The sequence below is a fragment of the Cognataquiflexum rubidum genome (assembly GCF_022538115.1).
GTDB classification, from domain to species: domain Bacteria; phylum Bacteroidota; class Bacteroidia; order Cytophagales; family Cyclobacteriaceae; genus Cognataquiflexum; species Cognataquiflexum rubidum.
Genome location: NZ_JAKZAL010000004.1, coordinates 41,673 through 62,885 on the forward strand (window position 1 = coordinate 41,673; position 21,213 = coordinate 62,885).

20 protein-coding genes are annotated in these 21,213 nt (G+C 40.8%); 12 read left to right on the plus strand and 8 right to left on the minus strand.

Annotation, left to right across the window (positions count from 1 at the left end):
* Window positions 1–245 precede the first annotated feature (245 nt).
* The 4 genes from MMU05_RS06095 to MMU05_RS06110 are packed head-to-tail and all read left to right on the plus strand — an operon-like array spanning window position 246 to window position 2,744.
* Window positions 246–395 carry a hypothetical protein gene (locus MMU05_RS06095; protein ID WP_241140787.1) on the plus strand — a complete coding sequence of 50 codons (150 nt, stop codon included), beginning with the start codon at window positions 246–248 and terminating at the stop codon, window positions 393–395.
* Between the two features lie 17 nt (window positions 396–412).
* Window positions 413–1,828: a sensor histidine kinase gene (locus MMU05_RS06100; protein WP_241140788.1), complete on the plus strand. Its 1,416-nt coding sequence runs from the start codon at window positions 413–415 to the stop codon at window positions 1,826–1,828.
* 1 nt (window position 1,829) lies between these two features.
* The gene (locus MMU05_RS06105; RefSeq protein WP_241140789.1) at window positions 1,830–2,504 is read left to right on the plus strand and encodes a LytR/AlgR family response regulator transcription factor; all 675 of its coding nucleotides are present in this window, start codon (window positions 1,830–1,832) and stop codon (window positions 2,502–2,504) included.
* A gap of 48 nt (window positions 2,505–2,552) precedes the next feature.
* Window positions 2,553–2,744 (plus strand): hypothetical protein, encoded by a 192-nt coding sequence (locus tag MMU05_RS06110; protein WP_241140790.1) that lies wholly within the window; start codon window positions 2,553–2,555, stop codon window positions 2,742–2,744.
* A 692-nt stretch (window positions 2,745–3,436) separates the two neighbouring features.
* On the opposite strand, the gene MMU05_RS06115 is transcribed toward MMU05_RS06110, so the two are convergent.
* A complete protein-coding gene (locus tag MMU05_RS06115; RefSeq protein ID WP_241140791.1) occupies window positions 3,437–4,195 on the minus strand; it encodes a 3-keto-disaccharide hydrolase in 759 nt (252 codons plus the stop codon).
* Window positions 4,196–4,355: 160 nt separating this feature from the next.
* Here MMU05_RS06115 and MMU05_RS06120 point away from each other — a divergent pair, with 160 nt between their 5' ends.
* Window positions 4,356–6,893: a M14 family zinc carboxypeptidase gene (locus tag MMU05_RS06120; RefSeq protein WP_241140792.1), complete on the plus strand. Its 2,538-nt coding sequence runs from the start codon at window positions 4,356–4,358 to the stop codon at window positions 6,891–6,893.
* A 403-nt stretch (window positions 6,894–7,296) separates the two neighbouring features.
* On the plus strand, window positions 7,297–7,794 hold the full coding sequence (locus tag MMU05_RS06125; protein WP_241140793.1) for a hypothetical protein: 498 nt from the start codon (window positions 7,297–7,299) through the stop codon (window positions 7,792–7,794).
* 157 nt (window positions 7,795–7,951) lie between these two features.
* On the opposite strand, the gene MMU05_RS06130 is transcribed toward MMU05_RS06125, so the two are convergent.
* The 3 genes from MMU05_RS06130 to MMU05_RS06140 all read right to left on the minus strand — a co-directional run bounded on the left by MMU05_RS06130 (window position 7,952) and on the right by MMU05_RS06140 (window position 13,118).
* The gene (locus tag MMU05_RS06130) at window positions 7,952–10,609 is read right to left on the minus strand and encodes a DNA gyrase/topoisomerase IV subunit A (protein ID WP_241140794.1); all 2,658 of its coding nucleotides are present in this window, start codon (window positions 10,607–10,609) and stop codon (window positions 7,952–7,954) included.
* An 87-nt stretch (window positions 10,610–10,696) separates the two neighbouring features.
* Window positions 10,697–12,592 (minus strand): DNA topoisomerase IV subunit B, encoded by a 1,896-nt coding sequence (locus tag MMU05_RS06135; protein ID WP_241140795.1) that lies wholly within the window; start codon window positions 12,590–12,592, stop codon window positions 10,697–10,699.
* A gap of 25 nt (window positions 12,593–12,617) precedes the next feature.
* Window positions 12,618–13,118 (minus strand): DNA topoisomerase IV, encoded by a 501-nt coding sequence (locus MMU05_RS06140; protein ID WP_241140796.1) that lies wholly within the window; start codon window positions 13,116–13,118, stop codon window positions 12,618–12,620.
* A gap of 123 nt (window positions 13,119–13,241) precedes the next feature.
* Here MMU05_RS06140 and MMU05_RS06145 point away from each other — a divergent pair, with 123 nt between their 5' ends.
* Window positions 13,242–14,492: a sterol desaturase family protein gene (locus MMU05_RS06145; protein WP_241140797.1), complete on the plus strand. Its 1,251-nt coding sequence runs from the start codon at window positions 13,242–13,244 to the stop codon at window positions 14,490–14,492.
* Complete coding sequence (locus MMU05_RS06150; RefSeq protein WP_241140798.1) at window positions 14,485–14,880, plus strand: hypothetical protein; 396 nt, start codon at window positions 14,485–14,487, stop codon at window positions 14,878–14,880. Before MMU05_RS06145 ends, MMU05_RS06150 begins: the two co-directional genes overlap by 8 nt.
* 263 nt (window positions 14,881–15,143) lie before the next feature.
* Here the strand turns inward: MMU05_RS06150 and MMU05_RS06155 are convergent, their stop codons facing one another.
* Window positions 15,144–16,073 (minus strand): ROK family protein, encoded by a 930-nt coding sequence (locus tag MMU05_RS06155; protein WP_241140799.1) that lies wholly within the window; start codon window positions 16,071–16,073, stop codon window positions 15,144–15,146.
* 399 nt (window positions 16,074–16,472) lie between these two features.
* Here MMU05_RS06155 and MMU05_RS06160 point away from each other — a divergent pair, with 399 nt between their 5' ends.
* On the plus strand, window positions 16,473–16,832 hold the full coding sequence (locus MMU05_RS06160) for an arsenate reductase family protein (RefSeq protein ID WP_241140800.1): 360 nt from the start codon (window positions 16,473–16,475) through the stop codon (window positions 16,830–16,832).
* On the opposite strand, the gene MMU05_RS06165 is transcribed toward MMU05_RS06160, so the two are convergent.
* Window positions 16,829–17,656 carry a CvfB family protein gene (locus tag MMU05_RS06165; protein WP_241140801.1) on the minus strand — a complete coding sequence of 276 codons (828 nt, stop codon included), beginning with the start codon at window positions 17,654–17,656 and terminating at the stop codon, window positions 16,829–16,831. The two genes, MMU05_RS06160 and MMU05_RS06165, sit on opposite strands and share 4 nt — an antisense overlap.
* Window positions 17,657–17,807: 151 nt before the next feature.
* Between MMU05_RS06165 and MMU05_RS06170 the strand changes: the two genes are divergently transcribed.
* The gene (locus MMU05_RS06170) at window positions 17,808–18,695 is read left to right on the plus strand and encodes a 3-hydroxybutyryl-CoA dehydrogenase (RefSeq protein WP_241140802.1); all 888 of its coding nucleotides are present in this window, start codon (window positions 17,808–17,810) and stop codon (window positions 18,693–18,695) included.
* Window positions 18,696–18,751: 56 nt separating this feature from the next.
* Window positions 18,752–19,369: a deoxynucleoside kinase gene (locus MMU05_RS06175; protein WP_241126596.1), complete on the plus strand. Its 618-nt coding sequence runs from the start codon at window positions 18,752–18,754 to the stop codon at window positions 19,367–19,369.
* Between the two features lie 14 nt (window positions 19,370–19,383).
* Here MMU05_RS06175 and MMU05_RS06180 read toward each other — a convergent pair whose 3' ends face one another.
* Both MMU05_RS06180 and MMU05_RS06185 read right to left on the minus strand, forming a co-directional pair.
* On the minus strand, window positions 19,384–20,028 hold the full coding sequence (locus MMU05_RS06180) for a DUF7255 family protein (protein WP_241140803.1): 645 nt from the start codon (window positions 20,026–20,028) through the stop codon (window positions 19,384–19,386).
* An 8-nt stretch (window positions 20,029–20,036) separates the two neighbouring features.
* Window positions 20,037–20,498: a DUF2452 domain-containing protein gene (locus MMU05_RS06185; protein ID WP_241140804.1), complete on the minus strand. Its 462-nt coding sequence runs from the start codon at window positions 20,496–20,498 to the stop codon at window positions 20,037–20,039.
* Between the two features lie 381 nt (window positions 20,499–20,879).
* Between MMU05_RS06185 and MMU05_RS06190 the strand changes: the two genes are divergently transcribed.
* Window positions 20,880–21,212: an Hpt domain-containing protein gene (locus MMU05_RS06190; RefSeq protein WP_241140805.1), complete on the plus strand. Its 333-nt coding sequence runs from the start codon at window positions 20,880–20,882 to the stop codon at window positions 21,210–21,212.
* Window position 21,213: the final 1 nt, after the last annotated feature.

Genomic DNA, 21,213 nt, shown 5'->3' on the forward strand with positions numbered 1-21,213 from the left:
TGGAAGATTGGAAAATTGAAAGATTGAAAGATTGGAAGATTGGAAGATTGCAAAATTTCCTCTGCAAACTGTCACTCTTTACTAAAATCTGATACTGTTAACTGAAAACTGCGACTGATCACTGTAAACCGGCTAAAGAGACTGCCAACTGCATTTCCACCCCAAATACCAATCGCTTCATCACATTTTTTTGTGGTACTTTATTATCAGGCTTATCCTTGTCAAAGAATCGACAAACCTAAACCATGAAATCAAAGACTCCCTATTTCATTTTACTGATAGCAGCCATATTATATAATATTTGGCTGATAGGAAAAGCGGAAGAAGAAAAACAAAAACTCAAAGCCACAACTGGGATTTCAGTCCCAAAAAATAACCCTACCCAGTCCAAATAATTAAGAAAACTAATCCCATGAAAGAAAAACCTCTACCCTTTAGACAGATAGAATGGTGGGTGATGACAGTATTGTTTGTCACCATCATTTTAGCCAACATTTTCCAGTCCAACTTCTACTATTTTGAACCGAATGGGTCGGAACTTACAAGGTATTTTGCCAAAATCCTGATACCTGTTATACTTTTCCTTTCTTTCTTCCTGCACCATCAGGTATTGATTCCGAGCAAAGAAACCAGAAAACGTAAATCCACCTACTACATTTACTCCTTCCTTATCCTCTTGATGTCCTTTATTTTTGTTGGCGGATTTTCAATGATGGGTGAACTCGCCCAAAACTTCGCGGCACCCTACTATTTCAGTACGGTGGGCCTTTATATTGGATACCTTTTACTTTGTGACGTGATAGAGCAGATTTTTCCAAGTGCCGAGACGAAAGACTTTCAGCCTTATAACCTTGTAAGAATAATTACAATTTTCGCCTTTGCGATGTTGTTTCTGTTTGGTTTACAAGATATCATCGAACACTGGATTCCGCTAAGCTACACGATCGCCATCCCTGTGATGCTTGGCATTGTGCTTTATAATTACTTCTTTATATACCGAAACAGAAAGAAAGAACGGAACAAGCTTGCCAATTCCCTATTTGTATTGTTGATATTGGCATTGTGTTTTTTCTTTTTGATTTTGGCAATTGAATACAGGAATGTCGGCATCTTGGTCATTGGGTTGGCGGTGGTGATATTTGTTGCTGGCCTCCTTATCCCCTTTTCCAACCTGCTGTTCAAAAAATATGATCACCTTTTAGGTCAGATAAATACGCTTAGCTACAGGGTGGACGAAGGTTCAGCCAAACTCTCCTTACTCAGGATGCAGATCAATCCCCATTTCCTTTTTAATATCCTGAACACCCTGTATGGAACAGCCTTGCAGGAAAACGCAGAAAGGACTTCTGAGGGAATCCAAAAGCTCGGAGATATGATGCGCTTTATGCTTCATGAAAACAACTTGGACAAAATCCCGCTTGCAAAAGAAAAGGAATACCTGATCAATTATGTCGACTTGCAAGTACTGCGCATCAAATCCCATGACAATGTAGACATTGATTTTAGGCATAATCCTGAAAACTGTACAGGGGATATCGCGCCGATGTTGCTTATCCCCTTTGTGGAAAATGCATTCAAGCATGGAATCAGTTTCCAAAAGAAATCATGGGTCAAAATCAGCCTGCGTTGTACGGATGGAACCATCCATTTGGATGTCAACAACAGTATCCACCGAAGCCATGAAGAAGACCCTGAATCCAAGTCAAACGGTATCGGCTTAGACAATGTCAAACAGCGTCTCCAACTCCTCTATCCGGGGAAACATGAACTTGTCATTCGGGAAAACGAAGTGGAATATTTTGTACATTTAACCATAAAACGCTCCTGATATGCTCCATGCAATAGCCATAGACGATGAACCGATGGCCCTTGAGGTAATCAAAGCCCATGCAGCCAAAGTGCCTTTTTTAGATTTGCGTAAGGTTTTCACAGACGCAATCCTTGCCTTGGATTATATCAGAAGCGAGCAAGTGGACCTGATTTTCCTTGATATCAAAATGCCCGATATCTCAGGGCTGGAACTCGCCGCTTTGATTCCGAAAGACACCATGGTCATTTTCACTACAGCTTACTCAGAGCACGCTGTGATGAGTTTCGAATTGGATGCGAAAGATTACCTGCTCAAGCCTTTTAACCTCGGGAGGTTTTTAAAATCCTGCCAAAAAGCACAGGAATGGCATGAACTGAAAAAAGGAAATGCAGCAGGGACCATTTTTGTCAAAACAGGCTATGAGCAGATCAAGGTCAATTTCGACGAGTTGCTCTTTTGTGAGGCAAATGGCAACTATGTGAATTTCCAGCTTCCAAAAGATAAAATCCTCAGCAGAATGACCCTGGCAGAAGTCGAAAAAATCCTGCCTTCCAATTTTGTCAAATCCCACCGTTCTTTTTTGGTGAATATCCAACATGTTCAAAAAATCGAGAGGCACCAATTGACTGTAGGCGATAAGCTCGTCCCGATCAGTGTCAGTTACCAGGAAGGATTGATGGATAGGTTGAAGTAGGTGGGAAGTTGGGAAGTGGGAAGTTGGGAAGAAAAAGACCGATGACCGATGACCGATGTTTGGGATGAGAGAAAGAATAAAAAGTATTTGAAATTTGAAGGTATTGTTGGAAGAGTAGCAAGAAAACAGAAAACCTATCCTTGTCATTTCGACCAGAGGGAGAAGTCTTTTAAAGATGAGAAGTTGGGAAGAAAAAGACCGATGACCGATGACCGATGTTTGGGATGGGAGAAAGAATAAGAAATATTTGATATGTAAAGGTATTGTTGGAAGAATGGCAAGAAAGCAGAAAACCTATCCTTGTCACTTCGACCAGAGGGAGAAGTCTTTTAAAGATGAGAAGGTGGGAAGAAAAAGACCGATGACCGATGACGGATGTTTGGGATGAGAGAAAGAGTAAAAAGTATTTGAAATTTGAAGGTATTGTTGGAAGAATGGCAAGAAAACAGAAAACCTATCCTTGTCACTTCGACCAGAGGGAGAAGTCTTTTAGGATGAGAAGGTGCTGTTAAGAAATAGGAATTTGGGAAGAAAAAGACCGATGACCGATGACCGATGTTTGGGATGAGAGAAAGAATAAGAAGTATTTGAAATTTGAATTTGATGTTAAATATTCCGGCCTCGGCAAGCTCGGCCACCGGGCTTGTTTATGTTAAGGGGCTGGTAGTGAAAAGCGGCCTACCGCTTTTCACTACCAGCCCTCAGAAGCCCAATATTCCGTTCCCCGAGCCTGCCGAGGGGTAAATTAGAATTATGTCATTAGTAACAAAGGAAAAAGTTATATAAAGTTTAAAATTTGAATCAAAAAAAGCAGAAGACAAAAATATGGGTTTTTACCATCTTCTGCCTTCCGTATTTTCTTTTAAGAAATGGTTACTGATGAATGATGTGGATTTTTTTGATTTTCATCGGTCATCGGTCATCCGACACTTTTACAACTTCCTCACCCAAATATTCCTGTAGCTAACCAAATCCCCGTGGTCCTGAAGTTCTAGCGGCATTTCAGTAGCATGGGCTTTGTAATTAGGAATTCCGATGTATTCTGTTGGACCTTTGATTTCTACATTATTCTGTACCAAAATCCCGTTGTGAAGCACAGTCACTCGTGCAGGAGAGACCAACATGCCATCCGCATTGAACTTTGGAGCGGTAAAAATCACATCATAACTGTTCCATTCTCCGGGCGCTTTCATTGCATTGACCAAAGGAGGATGTTGCTTGTAGATACTTCCTGCCTGACCGTTAGAATAAGTCCTGCTTTCATATGAATCTAAAACCTGCAATTCATACAAAGACATCAAGAAGATTCCGGAATTTCCTCTACCCTGACCTTCACCTTTGATTACAGTAGGTGCAGACCATTCGATATGAAGCTGCATATCCCCAAATCCTTGCTTGGTTTTGATCCCACCTGTTTTAGGAACTACGGTAAATGTACCGTTTTCAACTTTCCATTGTGGGGCACTGCCATCCTTTGCACTGACGAAGTTGTCAAGGTTCTTCCCATCAAAAATGACAATCGCATCGGAAGGAGCTTGACCCAATTGGGAAGCAGCCGTCACTTTTCTGGGAACAGGTTCCCAAAATTCGGTAGCTTCCGGCGGAAGTTTGATGTCTTTTTGTTGAGCAAATAAAGGCATGACAGCCATCACCGCGATCATTGTCAAAGAGGCTAGAAAAAGCTTTTTCATAGGTTAATTGGTTTATTTAATAGTTTTTTATTTCAGCAATACAATCATAAAATTCTTTCGGATTCCAAATTAAGCCAAATCGCAAGCTTTCAAAAGCCGTTGATGGATTTTTGGTTTGGCTTGTGCTAGCTTACAGGTAATTTCCTCCAAATTTAAACCTATGCGAAAGAAACTACTACTGATAACTTTGCTCTTGCTCCATATATATTCTGCAAAAGCCCAAAAGGAATATTATTTCCCGGGAGAAACTTTCTCCAATGACATTCCAAGTCCCTACTCCTATTTGGGTTACCATGTTGGGGAATGGCATACCCGGTACGACCGTCTTGTGGGATATTTTCAGTTGTTGGCTGACAAATCGGATATGGCAGAGCTTGTCACCATCGGCTATACCAATCAGCTGAGGCCATTGGTCGTCCTTGTGATCAGCAAGAAAGAGAATATTTCAAACTTGGAATCTATCCGGACTAACCACCTCAAATTGGTAGACCCAACCTTACCCATGCCTGATGTCAGCAGCATGCCGGCCATCGTCAACCTTGCCTACAGCGTCCATGGAAACGAACCTTCAGGCGGAGAAGCTTCCATCCTGACAGCTTATTGGCTTTTGGCTTCGCAAAGTGACCTTGCCAAAGAAATCAGAAACAATGCCGTGGTCATGATCGATCCCGCCATCAATCCTGACGGAAGGGACAGACATTCCAATTGGGCAAATATGCACAAAGGGACTCCACCTGTCGCAGATCCTTTGGACAGAGAACACAATGAAATATGGCCTTCAGGACGTGTCAACCATTATTGGTTTGACCTGAACAGAGATTGGCTGCCTTTGGCACAAGTGGAATTACAAAGCAAAATCGCTTGGTATCATACTTGGTATCCAAACGTAGTGGGAGATTTTCACGAAATGGGAACCAATGCCACCTACTTCTTTGAACCGACCAAACCTTTTGGCAGTGAAAACCCTGTGATTCCAAGAAAAAACTATGACGAAATCAACAACAAGTTTGCGGCTTACTTTGCAAAGGCTTTGGATGATATCGGTAGTTTGTATTGGACCAAGGAAGTATTTGACAACAGCTATCCCGGATATGGATCTACCTATCCGGATATTCAGGGAGGATTGGGATTGGTATTTGAACAAGCGAGTTCACGGGGCCATATCCAAAGCTCACAGCGCGGCGATATTACCTTTCAATTTACGATCAGGAACCAACTCAAAACCTCCATTGCCACCATGGAAGCCGGCGTCAAGGAAAGGGAATACATGCACAAATACCTGCGCGAATATTTCCAGACTGCCATCACTGAAGCAGGTAAAGACAAAACCAAAGGGTATGTTTTTGGAGATGAGTCAGATGATTCCCGAAACAGACTTTTCTTAAAGTTATTATTGGATCATAAGATTAAAGTACTTGAAAATGATAAAGATATAACCTCTGAAGGAAAGTCATTTAAGAAAGGAAAATCCTGGATTGTTCCTACATCCCAACCACAATACAGGATGGTGAGATCGATGTTTGAGAAGGTGACTACATTTTCAGATTCGGTATTTTACGACGCTTCTTCTTGGACGATGGCCTTGGCCTATGGCATGCCTTACGCCATGCAAACAGTTGTTAGTGGCAAAGAGATCAAGGAATTGCCAAGTCAAAACTTGACCTTCCCTGCCAATGGGAAATATGTTGCATATATGGTGGATTGGTCCGATTATTTTGCTGCCAAATTCCTGAACCATATTCAGTCAGCAGGAGTCCATGTTGAAGTCACTGCACAGCCTTTTACTTCAAATACCGATCAAGGTTCAAAGGAATTCCCTGCAGGTTCATTGGTAATTCCAACGGCTTTCCAAAAACTTTCTCAAGAAGAATTGAGAAAAGCATTGAAAGAAGCAGCTGATATGTCCGGCCAAAATGTATTTGCAAGCACGACAGGATTCAGCTTGAAAGGGATTGACTTGGGTAGCGGCAGTATTTCAGCCATCCAAAAACCAAAAGTCCTCATGCTTGTCGGACAGGGAACATCACAATATGAAGCCGGAGAAATATGGCACCTGATGGATACCAAAGTTGGAATGCCAATGACAAAAGTGGATTTGAGTATGTTTGGCAGGGTCAATCTGTTTGACTACACCACTTTGACCCTTCCTTCAGGAAATTACTCTAGTCTTTCAGCGCCTCAAATAGCCCATTTGAAAGATTGGCTTTCAAGAGGTGGAACCATCATTTCCATGCGGACAGCAAGTCAATGGCTCCAAAGTCAGGGAATTGTTCAGGAAGAATTTGTTACTGCCGAAGAAGCAAAAGGAACTGAATCCGTTCCATTTGCAGATTCGAGGAACTTATCGGGAGCGCAAGAAATCGGCGGAAGCATTTATTTGGGGAAATTGGACAATACCCATCCTTTGGGATTTGGGTACAAAAACTCAGAAATTCCTGTTTATAGAAATACAACCCTTTTCTTCAAACCATCAAAAAACAAGTCCCAAACACCGGTCAGGTATACTGCCAATCCATTACTTGGTGGATATGTCTCACCGGCAAACCTTGAAAAAATCAAGCAGAGCTCCAGTGTTTTGGTTTCTTCAGTTGGACAAGGAAGGGTAATTCACTTTATCGACAACCCGAATTTCCGCGGTACATGGTTTGGAACAAACAAGCTGTTCTTCAATGCCATCTTCTTTGGGGATAAGTTTTAAAGTAGTTACCGGATTCTGTGCCAGTAACCACATATTCTACTTTAAACAGACGGAAGACCGAAGTCGGAAGTCCGATGTACCGGACATTTCGGGCTTATGCCATAAATTAATCAAGGATATCGATTTAAAGACTTAATTGCATTTACACGTAAAATTTAAAGAAAAAGTAAAAAGGCAAAAGTGAGATTATTTCTTGCTTTTGCCTTTTTTATTCCCATTTCGCATGGTGTGAATCTGATTCAATTTAGGCTGTTTTTGATATTAGTGATTTTAAGGTTTTGTCTTACAATGGCCTATAAAGCAGCGGATTATTAATTTTATCCAATAAAAAAAGCCCTTAAATAAGGCAATGGTTATACAACTTATACTTAAATTAAGCGTTGTTTGAGCAAGAATGGTAGCCATGAAAAATATTTTATACGCACTTCTTTCTATTTTGATATTGACTTCTTGCGATAAAGAAGACCCCAACAGTCCAGATAACATCCTTAATGGTACTTGGGAAAAAATTGAAATTGTTACCCCTCATCTCGGAACAAAGCTTTCCAAAGATGAAATAGGGTACAGTGAGGAATATGAATTTTTCAGAAATGGCACCTTTACGAAATTTAATTCCAAAACAGGACTCACTTTTTCAGGAAGTTTTAAGTTTGAAGCTCCGGGGGAAAATCAGGTAGACGAAATCCGTACTTATATCAATCTGTATTTTCCTCTATCCTATTCACAAACACAAGATTTAGCCGAGGAGGTTCCATGTTGGACTTGTGTTAACCTGGGACCGTATTTTTATGGTTGGGGTCCTACAGAAAGAATGATCCTTTACAGCAACAACAGTTTGGTCAATCCAGGCCCATGTTGTTTCAAGGATTTGCCGATTTACTTTTACAGCAAGAAAAAGTAAAATGGCAAGAGTTGTTTTTTTTTGCCATTTAACTTTTGTCTTTTTTTCCTCTTACAACTGTAAAATCACCAATTTTTAACTTTTCAAATTTAGTTTACAAATCGATCATTCCTCAAATTCGCCCATTTTCCCAACTCAATACCTCCTGCCCAGCATATTAAAACAAATCCAATTGGTCTTTGTCGTCCTCTTCTTTTTTGATTTTGAATTCAATGGTGGATCCTATTTCTAAGTTATCATCCCCTGCTGCTGTATCTGTTTCTTCTTTCGGGTCAGTTTCTTCCTTGGTTTCGGATTCTTCCTCAGGTTCAGAAATTTTGGCAACGCTTTCAATCAATGTTACTTCCAGTACTTGATAGGAAGAAAGTTTGTTGCCGATGGCTTTCCATCCCTTGACATCAATCAGGATATCAAGGTCAAACTCCTGTTCCTCTTTTTCTTTGCCTTTTTGAAGAACAGCCTTTACCTGTGGCTGTTTATCAGTCGAGACTATTTTCAGGAATGATTGTTTGTGGTCGGAGATGATGTTGAATTTCTTGTTGACGGTGGTGGTTTCGATGAGGAATCTCTTTACAAAGAAGGATTTGCTCACTCCATCGAAATAGACTGCTGAAATCACTTTTTCAGGGTCAAACTTCTGGATCAATACCACCTCATTGGCTTCATATCTGTTGGTAAGTTCAAAGGTGGTGAGCTCATAATCTCCGTTTTTGTAAAAGACAATGATCCTGTCTTCGCCAAGGAAATTGCCGATTTTGCGGCCTCTTTGGTCTGTATTAAGTCTACCGATAGAGGCATCAAAATAGATATCAAGGCCACCCAAGGTCGAGGTTCCTGCCATTTTCCATTGGATTTTACGGACAGGATATTTGGTAAGAATATTTCCACCTGCTGCACGTCCTTTGATCTCGATGGTGCTGAAGTCAAAGTCAAATACTTTGATTTTGGCTTTGGCACCTTGAGTTAGGAATATGGTAATGATTTCTGCTTCGCCATTTGGATTTGCGGTCAGGTACATGACTTTGGAACCTTTGCTGCCTTTGGTCATGTCATATTCACGATCTCGGGTAACTCCGATTACCTGAAAACGTTTCACCATCGCCTTGCCCGATTCACCATCCAAGTAGACCATATTGTACACCATTCGCTCATCTCCTTTGCGGAAGATGGCGACATGGAGAATGTCTTTCCCTACAAATCCCTTTTCCTGAATTTTGGTCACCACGCAATTGCCATCCCTGCGGAATACGATCACATCGTCTAAATCAGAGCAATCACAGATGAATTCATCCTTTTTCAATCCATAACCGACAAACCCGTCCGCCCTGTTTACATAGAGTTTGGCATTGTTGGCAGCGACGACAGTGGCTTCGATGGTGTCAAAAGCCCTGATTTCGGTTTTTCTTTCACGTCCTTTACCGTACTTGTCCAGGAGGTTTTGGTAGTATTGGATGGCATAGTCGGTCAAGTGCTTCAAATGGTGATTGACTTCTTTGAGCTCTTCCTGCAGCCTTCTCATGAGTTCGTCAGCCTTGAAAGCATCGAACTTAGAAATCCGCTTGATTTTGATTTCTGTCAGTCTGACAATGTCTTCAGTGGTGATTTCTCTATAGAAATCCGGCTTAAAAGGTTCCAAACCTTTGTCGATCGTTTGGATGACTGCATCCCAAGTTTCACATTCCTCGATATCCCGGTAAATCCTGTTTTCAATAAAGATTTTTTCAAGAGAGGAGAAAAGCAATTTCTCCATCAGTTCTGCCTTGCGGATTTCAAGCTCTCTTTTCAGAAGTGCCTTGGTCTGCTTGGTGTTGTATTCCAATATGGTATTGACCGAAAGGAAAACAGGCTTGTCACTATTGATGACGCAGGCATTTGGAGAGATGCTTACTTCGCAATCTGTGAAGGCATATAGCGCATCGATCGTCATGTCGGGAGACTGACCGGGAGCCAATTGGATTTGAATCTCTACATCTTTGGCCGTGTTATCGACCACCTTTTTGATCTTGATTTTTCCCTTGTCATTGGCTTTGATGATGGATTCTATCAAAGAATTGGTAGTAGTACCAAAAGGTATATCCTTGATCAATAAGGTTTTATTGTCTTCTTCTTCTATTCTTGCACGAACTTTAACTCGTCCCCCTCTGACGCCTTCATTGTATTCCGAAAAGTCTGCCATTCCTCCTGTTGGGAAATCTGGCAGAATATGTGTTCGCTCCCCTTTGAGTATCTGAATAGATCCAAGGATCAGCTCGCAAAAGTTGTGTGGGAGAATTTTGGTAGAAAGTCCAACAGCAATCCCTTCCACGCCTTGGGCTAATACCAAGGGGAATTTTACAGGAAGGGTGACAGGTTCTCTTTTTCGGCCATCATAGGAAAGTTGCCATTCTGTGGTCTGGGGATTGAAAACAACCTCCAAAGCAAACTTCGACAATCTCGCCTCAATATACCTGGCTGCCGCTGCGCCGTCTCCTGTCCTGATGTCTCCCCAATTGCCCTGGGTTTCTATCAGGAGGTCTTTTTGCCCCATATTGACTATGGCATCTCCGATAGAAGCATCACCATGGGGGTGGTATTGCATGGACTGACCGATGATATTGGCGACTTTGTTGAACCGGCCGTCATCCATTTCCTTCATGGCATGAAGGATACGGCGTTGCACAGGCTTGAGGCCATCTTCAATCGCAGGGACGGCACGCTCCAGAATTACGTAAGAAGCGTAATCCAAAAACCAGTCTTTGTACATTCCTGTTACCGGAATGGATTCATGGAGGCCTCCGTCTTTTCCTTCCGGAGTTTCGTTGGTTATATCGCTCATGCTATATTTTGAATGATTGGATGGACAATTACCATCATTATTGGGTAAACTGTAATTGAATCCACTAATTAAGTCAAAAGGCAGGATTTAGGCCGCTTCTGTCTCTTCTTCCTGTTTTTTGGAAGGGTCATCAAATACGATGTCTTTTTCTATTTTGAGGTTGTCGATGATAAACGTCTGTCTATCCGGGGTATTTTTGCCCATGTAGAAATTCAGCAACTCCACAATTTTAGTTTCCTTACTGAGGATAATCGGTTCCAGGCGGATGTCATCTCCTATAAATTTCCCAAACTCCTCCGGAGAAATTTCCCCCAAACCTTTGAAGCGGGTGATTTCGGCAGTTTTCCCGATTTTGTGGATCGCCCGTTGTCTTTCTTCATCTGTGTAGCAATAGATGGTTTCCTTCTTGTTTCTTACCCTGAAAAGTGGCGTATCCAGGATATAGAGATGGCCATTTTTGACCAAGTCGGGGAAAAACTGGAGGAAATAGGTCATGATGAGCAATCGGATGTGCATGCCATCGACATCGGCATCTGTGGAGATGACTATCTTTCGGAAACGAAGGTTTTCAATTCCATCCTCAATATTCAGGGCATGTTGCAGGAGGTTGAATTCCTCATTTTCATAGACCACTTTTTTGGTCATGCCGTAGCAGTTCAAAGGTTTGCCACGAAGGGAAAACACTGCCTGTGTCTGCACATCACGTGATTTTGTGATAGAACCTGAGGCTGAATCCCCTTCAGTGATGAAGAGCATTGATTTGTTTTTTTGTTCTTCATCGCCTTTTACGTCGTCATAGTGAACTCTGCAATCTCTTAGTTTTTTGTTGTGCAGGTTGGCTTTTTTGGCCCTTTCGTTTGCCAGCTTTTTGATGCCTGAAATTTCCTTTCTTTCCCTCTCGGACTGCAAAATCCTTTTGAGCAAAGCATCGGCAACAGCCGGATTTTTATGAAGAAAATTGTCTAATTCTGTTTTGACGAAGTCGTTGACGAAAGTTCTTAAAGTCGGTCCATCAGGTCCAATGGTTTGAGAACCCAACTTGGTTTTGGTTTGAGATTCAAATACCGGTTCCATAACACGGACGGCCACAGCTGCCACGACGCTTCCCCTGATATCTGATGCATCATATTCTTTCTTATAAAACTCCCTGATTGTCTTGACGATGGCCTCTCTAAATGCTGCAAGGTGGGTACCTCCTTGGGTAGTAAACTGGCCATTCACGAAGGAATAGTATTCCTCCCCATATTGGTTGGAGTGCGTAATGGCAATTTCAATATCATTCCCTTTGAGGTGAATGATGGGGTATCTGATGCTTTCCTCATCTACTTTTCTCATCAAAAGGTCATAAAGGCCCCTTTCTGAGAAAAATTTCTTGCCGTTATAATTGATCGTCAGGCCTGCGTTGAGGAAGGCATAATTCCATATCTGGTTTTCGAGGTATTCGGGGATGAAATGGTAATTTTTGAAAACCCCTGCATCTGGGGAGAAAACGACTTTGGTACCGTTTCGTTCGGTGGTTTTTTCAATGGGACGGTCTTCGACCATAATGCCTTTTTCAAATTGGGCAACTTTCGTTTCTCCGTCGCGGTAGGATTGTACTTTAAAAAAGTCGGAAAGTGCATTTACCGCTTTGGTACCCACGCCATTTAATCCAACTGACTTTTGAAATGCTCCCGAATCGTATTTTCCACCGGTATTGATTTTGGAAACACAGTCGATGACCTTGCCCAATGGAATTCCCCGGCCATAATCCCGCACTTCAACTTTGTGTTCTGAAATTTTGATATCGATGGTCCTACCATATCCCATCATGTGTTCATCGATACTGTTGTCCAGGACTTCTTTGACCAAAACATATATCCCGTCATCCTGGGCACTTCCGTCTCCGAGCTTCCCGATATACATACCCGGTCTCAGCCTGATATGTTCCCTCCAATCCAATGACTTGATGCTGTCTTCGTTGTATTTAACGTTTTCTGCCATGAAAATTTGCTAATGGTAATTTAGGTTAAATGGTGCTGTTACTTCTGATTGAATTGAATTTCTGCAACAATATCCAAAACAAAGCGATAATCCAAACCAGAAAAAGAATTGGAATCATGTAAAAGAAAAATGAGTAACTGCCCGAACTGATTTCATTCTGATTGTTGATGGCATGGATAAACAAACTCATGATCGAAAGGGAGATGTTCACCACTCCCGTAAAACTGTAAATCCATGTCAGCATGTAATCCCTGAAAACATCACCTGTGGGTAACAGCTGCCTGAATGTTTTGGTACTCTTGTTCTCGATCAATTTGGCAGGAGTAATGAGGACAAAATTCAAGATTCCAAAAAGAATAATACCGATGTAAAAAAATGTTCCTTTGGAAATCTCCTTTGTGGCATACCCGTTTTCATCGAGTTCATATGAAATAACATCGGGCATAGCCGAATAGAAATAAAGAAAGGTAAATAAAAAGAGGAGTACTGAAATGAAATGAAATACTTTGCCGAATCGGTAATACATAAATGAGTTGATTTTGGATGCTAATATAAAGATTAATGATGGTACAAATCCGAAACTGTTTTTTCCTTTTTGGGTTTTTATAAGTAGATTTCCAATCCAAAAACCCAAATAGCTGATAGAAAGATGAATCTGAGTCCTGTCGTAATCGCCATCCCGATGTACTTTATCCTCATGGGGATTGAACTGCTCGTTTTGAGGTTTCAAAAAAACCCAACTTACCGGTTAAACGATGCCATCACCAACATTAACCTTGGAGTGGTCTCCCAGGTTTCGGGTGTTTTTCTCAAAGTGCTTTCTATTGGTATTTACACTTTCTTTTTTGAGAAATTCGGTTTGTTTCAGATTCCAAACAATGTCTGGACATTCTTTATCCTGTTTTTCCTTTATGATTTGTGTTATTATTGGGCTCATCGTCTGAGTCATGAAATCAACCTTTTTTGGGGCGGTCATGTTGTCCACCATTCTTCGGAGGAATACAATCTTTCTGTAGCACTGAGACAAAGCTCCACGCAGACAATCTGGACATTCATGTTTTACCTGCCTTTGGCAGTAATCGGATTTGATCCGGTGATGCTGGTATTGGTATCCGGCATTAACTTGCTATACCAGTTTTGGATCCATACAGAAGCGATTGACAGGATGGGCTTTCTAGAAAAATTTATGAATACCCCCTCGCACCACCGTGTACATCATGGGCGCAATCCCAAATACATTGACAAAAACCATGGCGGTACTTTTATCATCTTTGACAAGTGGTTTGGCACTTTTCAGGAAGAGGAAGAAAGGCCAACTTATGGCATTACGACTCCTGTGCAAAGCTGGAATCCTGTTTGGGTGAATATTTCCCATTACGCTACGATGAAGGAGGAAATGAAGATGATTCCCAATTTGAAGGATAAAATGAGATATTTATTCAATAAGCCAGGATGGCTACCTGAATATCTCGGAGGCTATCGTCCCGTAAAAGATGTGGGGCCTGATTACAAAAAATTCGATACTACCGTGCCTTTAGCCCTCAATTATTATGTGTTTTTCCAGTATGTAGTGCTGATGGGTTTGACTGCTTTTTTCCTTTTCAATCTGGGCAAATTTGACTGGATGACCAAAGTTGGACTATCCACGCTGATTGTTTGGAGTACCGTAAGTTTCTCCGGGATTTTTGAACAAAAGAAGTGGTACCATGTTCAGGAAATCTTGAGGGTTGCAGTTTTCGTTGTGGCAAATTGGTTTGTCCTAAAAGAACTGGCGCCCGAGAACATATCCATTGTTTTCCTTTCTATTTATGCTGCACTCTCCTACTTTTGGCTTTGGTACAATTACGGTACGGTTAAGAGTTTCCAAAAATCAGTCAATCAAACCCCTCAAAATGCGTAAAATTTTCGTTGTTGTTTTTGGAATAATTTCATTATCAGTCCTTTTCCCTGCCTGTTCAAGTAAAGTAGATCTCAAAAATGTAAACCTGGAAAATTGGAAAAAAGACAGAGATGGCTGTATTGGATTACGTATGCAGGAATTAGAAGCTTTTAGAGTAGTTAAAAATGATTTGTTGGGAAAAGACAACCAATCTATTATCAAGACTTTTGGAAGGCCTGACAAAGTCGAGTTGACAGACAGAAGCCAATCCTTTTTTATGTATTTCATAGACCCTGCCCCATCTTGTGAGAATTTTGATGCCACTGCAGAACAACCAATGAAAGTGATGCTCAGGATGAATGCCTACAGTAGGGTAAGTGAGGTGGTAATCAGCAGGTTGGATCCGTGAAAAATGGTTAAAGGTTAATTGGTTAGAGGTAAAAGGTTGGGAAAGTTGAAAAGTTTAAAGGTTGGGAAAGAATGAAGTTTCTGAAATATTGATATTAATTGATATTTGATATTAATTGATATTGCTTCAGAAATAAGAGTTAGCTTATATTTTATCCTTAATTGATTGGATTGATAAATTTGAAATTTAGAAATCATCCAAAAAAAAGGTTTTAAGGAACCTTTCGAACCTTAAAACCTTCTAATATTTTAACCTTAAAACTCTTAATCTTCATCCATAAAGCACAAAGCTGCTGCACCAAGAGTACCGGCATTGTTGGCCAAAGTCGCTCTGACCAATTGCAAATCCCGGACATAATAGGGAGTGAGGTACTGTCTGACAGTCTTGTCCAAAGAAGGCATCATAAATTCCAATCCTGCTGAAATACCGCCTCCAAAATAGACGTGGGTCACGTCCAGGATGCGGATGGTTGACACAATGGCTTCTCCCAATATCCTTCCTACTTCTTCAAATACCATCAGGGAAACCTCGTTTCCTGCTTTAGCGGTATCGACCAAGAGATGGGTTCCGAGTTCTTTGTCTATCAATTCACCTGCTAGTCTTGGATAACCTTGGATAAACCGTTCCATAATTTTGAGAATGCCGTTCCTTCCTACCAACTTTTCCAATCCTTCATTTCCTCGGGAAAGCATGTGACCCATTTCCATGGCATTGCCACGTGAACCTTTAAATATTTCCCCATCCAATACCAACGCACTTCCGATTCCTGTTCCCATGGTGATGAATAGGAAATTTTCAGGAGGATTGTTTTTTCCATACCTGTATTCTCCGATAGCGGCGGCAGCGGCATCATTTTCCAGATAGAAAGAAATACCGGGATATTTTTTCTTGAGTTCACCCTTGAGGTTGTAGCCGTTCAGGTCAGGGATAGCCGGTATTTCTAGTGTGGTTGTTCTGTTTTTGGAGATCAAACCGGGTAAACCGATACCTACTTTTTTGACTTCAGGATATTTCTTCAGAATGTCAACCATGTTGTCAACAAAGCAGACACTGAAACCTTTGGGGTCATCACGGTACGGTGCTGTGTCGATTTTATCAAACGAAACAATTTCTCCCTGTTTGTTGACAAGGCCAATTTTTAGATGGGTCCCTCCGACATCTATTCCTAAAAAATGCTCCTGTTCTTTGCTCATGGTTATTTTTCAATAGGTTTTAAACCCTAAAATAATAAACAGATTGTCTTACTTCCTACAATCTTTGATAAAGTCTTTAAATATTTCGAAGTCAATCAGACAAATCAAAGTAGTTCTGAGGGTTAAGTCTGTGATAAAAAGGCGTTTTCAAAGTTGAAATAATGTGAGAGAAAGAGTTAATTTTTTTAAGCAGCCAAATTTCATTTTTTGCTTCCATCCAAAAAAATATGGAAGCTCCAATAGCTGTATTAAAACCCCAATTTCATTTAAGCACAGTTTTTCAGACTTTTTTGTAGAATTTCCGAAAGGATAAAAATTCAATACTCTCAAATTTGAAGGAGGATTCTTTGGTAATTCTTGTAAAAAAAAGTATATTAAGTGTCTCTAAACCAACAAACTATGAAAGCACATCCAAGCGAATTGTTTGTCTACTTCAATCCAAGCCATCAAGTAGACAAGCAGATGAGGGCTTATGCAAAGTCCATAGCCCGGCATATCAATGAAATCAACATCGAGAAGGAATCCATCACGATGACAGGTTGGAGGACGATTTTGGATAAGCTGAACCTCAGGCCAAAAGACCTGATGAACAGGGCTCATCCTGATTACCAAAATCTGATTGCGGGAAAATCCTGGGATGATGAAGGATGGCTTAATATTTTGATCAGAAATCCACATTTGTTGAAAGCACCTATTGCCATAAAAAAAGACAAAGCAGTGCTTTGTCTCACGCCAAACAACATTTTGGAATTGGATTAGACGAGTCTGATTCCATCATCCTCAATTGTAATTTTTTTAGCTTTATATAGTTGACCAATCGACTGTTTAAAATGCTTTTTACTCATTCCCAATAACTCTTTGATAGACTCAGGGGATGATTTATCTTGAAGGGGCAAAAATTTCCGGACTTTTAAGGCTTCCAGGATTTTTTCAGCCCCTTCTTCGTATTTTTCCCTACCGGAAGGCAACAACTGCAAATCAATTTTGGAATCATCTCGACGTTTTTTGACAAAAGCCTTTATCCTATCACCAACCTTGATGGGTTGAAAAACTTCATTTTTATAAATCAATCCCTCATAACTCCCGTCGATAAGCGTTTTGAATCCTAGGTCAGTTTCTTCAAAAATAAGCGCATCTATTTCCTGACCTGAAACATATGCCTGCGTGTCGCTCAGGATGAAATCCTCATATTTTGATACGCCGATCAAGCGGTTGGTCTTGTAATCCTGACAGACCATGACCAGGTATTTACCCCCGACTTCCATGGTTTTGCCCATTTCTGATTTAGGAACAAAAAGGTCCTTAGGAAGACCCCAATCCATGAAAGCACCAAAATCAGTGATTTCTTTGGCTTCCATGACAGCAAATTCATCCAACAATGCGGTTGGCCTGTTGGTGACTGCCACAGGTCGGTCTTCACTGTCCGTATAAACAAAAACTTCCAGTTCCTCTCCTTCTTTTTCCTCGCCTTTGAGGTAGCTTTTTGGCAATAAAACTTCCCCACCTTCACGCAGGGCAAGGTAAGCACCATTGGCAGTGAACCTGTTTATAAGAAGTGAACTGATTTTTCCTAATTCTTTCATGCCCCAAAGTTAGCCATTTTATATGATTGAGAATTGGATTTGCTTCCGAATCAAATTAGATTTGGTCAAAATTTGACGGGGAAAATTAAATCCTTTTCGGTACATTTTTCATTTCAATTGTTAACTACCTGAATACTAAACCCAAATCAAAATGAATACTATTTCTGTTATTGGTTCCGGAACAATGGGAAACGGAATCGCCCATGTTTTTGCCCAATATGGCTACCACGTCTGCCTCATTGATGTCAATCAGGCTGCCTTGGATAAGGCTTTGGTTACCATTTCCAAAAACCTAGACAGGCAAGTGGCCAAAGGAACTTTGACTGAATATGACAAACAGGACACCCTTAGCCGCATCCAATCTTTTAATTCCCTGAAAGAGGGTGTAAAGAATGCTGATTTGGTGATTGAGGCTGCCACAGAAAACCTAGAGGTAAAATTGGATCTCTTCCGCCAGTTGGATGAATTGTGTCCCAAGAATACCATTTTGGCTACCAATACTTCTTCCATTTCAATAACAAAAATAGGTTCTGTTACCAAGCGGCCGGACAAGGTGATCGGCATGCATTTTATGAATCCGGTTCCCGTAATGAAACTTGTGGAAGTGATCAAAGGATATGCGACTTCCAAGGAAACAACGGAATTGGTGATGGAAATCTCCTCCAATCTCGAAAAAATACCGGTGGAGGTGAATGACTATCCGGGTTTTGTGGCCAACAGGATTTTGATGCCGATGATCAATGAAGCTATCTATACCTTATTTGAAGGAGTGGCGGGGATTGCAGAAATCGATACGGTAATGAAACTAGGCATGGCGCATCCTATGGGTCCGCTTCAATTGGCAGATTTTATCGGGCTTGATGTTTGTCTTTCTATCATGAGGGTATTGCATGATGGTTTTGGAAATCCGAAATATGCGCCTTGTCCACTGTTGGTCAATATGGTGGAAGCAGGTTTTAAAGGAGTGAAAACAGGAGAAGGATTTTATGTATATACGTCGGGAAGCAAAGACCTCAAGGTGTCGGCGAGGTTCAAGTAAGCGCTTTGCATTTTGGGATTTGGATAAATAGGGGGAAGATTAAAGTAAAAACTACCATGCACATAGCGGTATCAGGAAATATAGGAAGTGGGAAAACGACTTTGGCCATCAAATTGGCCAAGCATTACGGTTGGCATGCGGAGTTGGAGGCTGTGGAAAACAATCCCTATCTAGCTGATTTTTATGAAGATATGAAGCGTTGGTCATTTCATCTTCAGGTTTTCTTTCTCAATAGCCGGTTCAACCAAATCAAAAGGATCAGGGAAGGCGGTTTGTCGGTGGTTCAGGACAGGACAATCTATGAAGATGCCTATATTTTTGCAGCCAATCTCTACAAATCAAAATTGTTTTCAGAAAGAGATTATGAAAATTACCTTTCTCTGTTCGACTCGATGATCAATTATGTCAAGGCACCCGACCTGCTGATTTATCTGAAGGCTGATATCCCCAAATTGGTGGGCCAGATTGAGAAAAGGGGCAGATCCTATGAAAATGCCATCCGGATTGATTATCTAAAAAACCTGAATTCCCATTACGAAGAATGGATAGGTGGCTATGATAAGGGGAAATTGCTGATTGTGGATGTCAACCAGATGGACTTTGTGGAGTATCCCGAAGATTTTTCATCGATTGTACAGCGGATAGATCGGGAGATTTATGGGTTGTTTTCCTAAAGATGCGTGGACTTTCAGACCAATTTCCTTGAAAACCAGTTCAAGAGACCTTGTTGGTTTTCCTCTTTTGGGTGCAACAACAAATCATCTATTTTTTTCAGACTTCCCCCTATCATGAGGTTTTCATAGAGGGGTATTCTGATGAGTTTATAGCCATGAAGCCTGCTTACGAGGTCATATTGGGTGTCGTTGTAAGCATTCAGTTTCCATCCGGAGGATCCATTAGCTGAAAGGTCCCCGGGAGGTTCACTTTTGCCAAAAAGTTTTCCTGCAATTGGCGGCCCGTTCCAAACCCTTTCCTGTAACCCCGTCTTTAGGCATTCCTTTTCATAAGTCCTGCAAAGCCTGAGGTATGTCTCTGCCCAAGGGAAAGAAAAAACTTCATACAAGGAGGTTTTGAGCGTTGCCAACCTGTATCTGTTGAAATGCACTTCGTCGTCATAAAGAAATACATGTCTGTTGATCTTGAAGTCAAACCTCAGCTTTTCGAGAAGGGGAACATTTCCATTTCCTCCAAGACCCGAAAAGGCTTCATTCAAAAGCGTCTCGCCCTTTCCTTTAAGAAAGCCTGGGTTGACATCCAACTGAAAGTTGTGTTCTACTTGGAGGTCAGAATCTTTGAGGATTCTGTAAATATTCTCCACTTTTAAATGGTGCATGGGCAAAATTAACCATCTTTTCGGATGATTTCCCAGGTATGGTCAGCCAACAATCTTATTTCAGCGATGAACTTGGAAAACTTACTTTTTCTGCCCCATTCTTCGGGCGCTACCAAACTCAAAAAATCAGTTCCATCTTCTTTTTCATACAAATAGTAATGGTGGTTGATAAGCGGTTCAAAACCCATGGATGTTTTATAGATTCTTTCTGAGATCTCTACCCTTTTTTGGATCAGCTTGGCTTGGTCAGCCAAAAGTTGCATCTGTTGGTAGATTTGGGCCATCTGCATGTCGGTTTGGGAATGCATAGCAGCCACTGCCCTACCTGTTATTTTTCCTTTATCTTCAGGCTTGATAATGGCACTACCTGACTGATGGGCATAAGGTAAAAGACCAGGCATATCTGTGGTCTTTTCTTTCATTTTATCCAAATCGATCAGGTTGACATCAATCTTTTTTTTCTTTGACATTTGCATCTAAGGTATCTGAGGGGGCTATTCTTTCTTTTAAATTCCGTTTGGATCCCGGAAAGGTTGTCTTTCTTGACATATCAATTCCTATCCAAAGCATGCACAAAACAAATATGACGGCAAGTATCAAGAATACGAGTTTATTTTTTTTCATAGCAATAAAAAGTGAAACATGAATAACTTTGAGATGTTTTGAGAAGTTAAAATTAGGAGATAATTTCTTGATATAAAATTTGAAACTATCGCAGAATGAACATCTTATAAATTTTATTGAAAGCGGAGAAATCAGGATTTTAAAAAAAAACAATAAAATCACTTTTATTTATTTTGAAATACATAAATTTGATTGTTATATACTCCATACAGCTATTCGAATATTTTATGTATCAGCTTATTAGCCCGCAAACAATTTTTCAGTATTTCGGCGATGACGACAAAGAAATGTTGCAGGAAATGATCCAAATAATCCTGGATTCAAACCTGAAGGATTTAAAAAACATGGATGAATTGTACGCAACTCAAGATTGGGCTCAGATCAAGAGGAGATGCCACAAAGCAAAACCAAGTCTGAGTTATATCGGTGCCATTCAGACCAGAAAAATATTGGAATCCATAGAAGGTGATCTTGAAAATTCCCACCAACACTTCAATGAATTGCTTCATGACATAGGGATTATTGAAAAAGAATTACACACTTTCCTAGATTCATTGTAAT

What these genes read in the sequence shown, in the direction of transcription:
- MMU05_RS06095 (WP_241140787.1), top strand. Translation starts at nt 246, where the DNA reads ATGAAATCAAAGACTCCCTATTTCATTTTACTGATAGCAGCCATATTA.
- MMU05_RS06100 (WP_241140788.1), top strand. Translation starts at nt 413, where the DNA reads ATGAAAGAAAAACCTCTACCCTTTAGACAGATAGAATGGTGGGTGATG.
- MMU05_RS06105 (WP_241140789.1), top strand. Translation starts at nt 1,830, where the DNA reads ATGCTCCATGCAATAGCCATAGACGATGAACCGATGGCCCTTGAGGTA.
- MMU05_RS06110 (WP_241140790.1), top strand. Translation starts at nt 2,553, where the DNA reads ATGACCGATGTTTGGGATGAGAGAAAGAATAAAAAGTATTTGAAATTT.
- MMU05_RS06115 (WP_241140791.1), bottom strand. Translation starts at nt 4,195, where the DNA reads ATGAAAAAGCTTTTTCTAGCCTCTTTGACAATGATCGCGGTGATGGCT.
- MMU05_RS06120 (WP_241140792.1), top strand. Translation starts at nt 4,356, where the DNA reads ATGCGAAAGAAACTACTACTGATAACTTTGCTCTTGCTCCATATATAT.
- MMU05_RS06125 (WP_241140793.1), top strand. Translation starts at nt 7,297, where the DNA reads ATGAAAAATATTTTATACGCACTTCTTTCTATTTTGATATTGACTTCT.
- MMU05_RS06130 (WP_241140794.1), bottom strand. Translation starts at nt 10,609, where the DNA reads ATGAGCGATATAACCAACGAAACTCCGGAAGGAAAAGACGGAGGCCTC.
- MMU05_RS06135 (WP_241140795.1), bottom strand. Translation starts at nt 12,592, where the DNA reads ATGGCAGAAAACGTTAAATACAACGAAGACAGCATCAAGTCATTGGAT.
- MMU05_RS06140 (WP_241140796.1), bottom strand. Translation starts at nt 13,118, where the DNA reads ATGTATTACCGATTCGGCAAAGTATTTCATTTCATTTCAGTACTCCTC.
- MMU05_RS06145 (WP_241140797.1), top strand. Translation starts at nt 13,242, where the DNA reads ATGAATCTGAGTCCTGTCGTAATCGCCATCCCGATGTACTTTATCCTC.
- MMU05_RS06150 (WP_241140798.1), top strand. Translation starts at nt 14,485, where the DNA reads ATGCGTAAAATTTTCGTTGTTGTTTTTGGAATAATTTCATTATCAGTC.
- MMU05_RS06155 (WP_241140799.1), bottom strand. Translation starts at nt 16,073, where the DNA reads ATGAGCAAAGAACAGGAGCATTTTTTAGGAATAGATGTCGGAGGGACC.
- MMU05_RS06160 (WP_241140800.1), top strand. Translation starts at nt 16,473, where the DNA reads ATGAAAGCACATCCAAGCGAATTGTTTGTCTACTTCAATCCAAGCCAT.
- MMU05_RS06165 (WP_241140801.1), bottom strand. Translation starts at nt 17,656, where the DNA reads ATGAAAGAATTAGGAAAAATCAGTTCACTTCTTATAAACAGGTTCACT.
- MMU05_RS06170 (WP_241140802.1), top strand. Translation starts at nt 17,808, where the DNA reads ATGAATACTATTTCTGTTATTGGTTCCGGAACAATGGGAAACGGAATC.
- MMU05_RS06175 (WP_241126596.1), top strand. Translation starts at nt 18,752, where the DNA reads ATGCACATAGCGGTATCAGGAAATATAGGAAGTGGGAAAACGACTTTG.
- MMU05_RS06180 (WP_241140803.1), bottom strand. Translation starts at nt 20,028, where the DNA reads ATGCACCATTTAAAAGTGGAGAATATTTACAGAATCCTCAAAGATTCT.
- MMU05_RS06185 (WP_241140804.1), bottom strand. Translation starts at nt 20,498, where the DNA reads ATGTCAAAGAAAAAAAAGATTGATGTCAACCTGATCGATTTGGATAAA.
- MMU05_RS06190 (WP_241140805.1), top strand. Translation starts at nt 20,880, where the DNA reads ATGTATCAGCTTATTAGCCCGCAAACAATTTTTCAGTATTTCGGCGAT.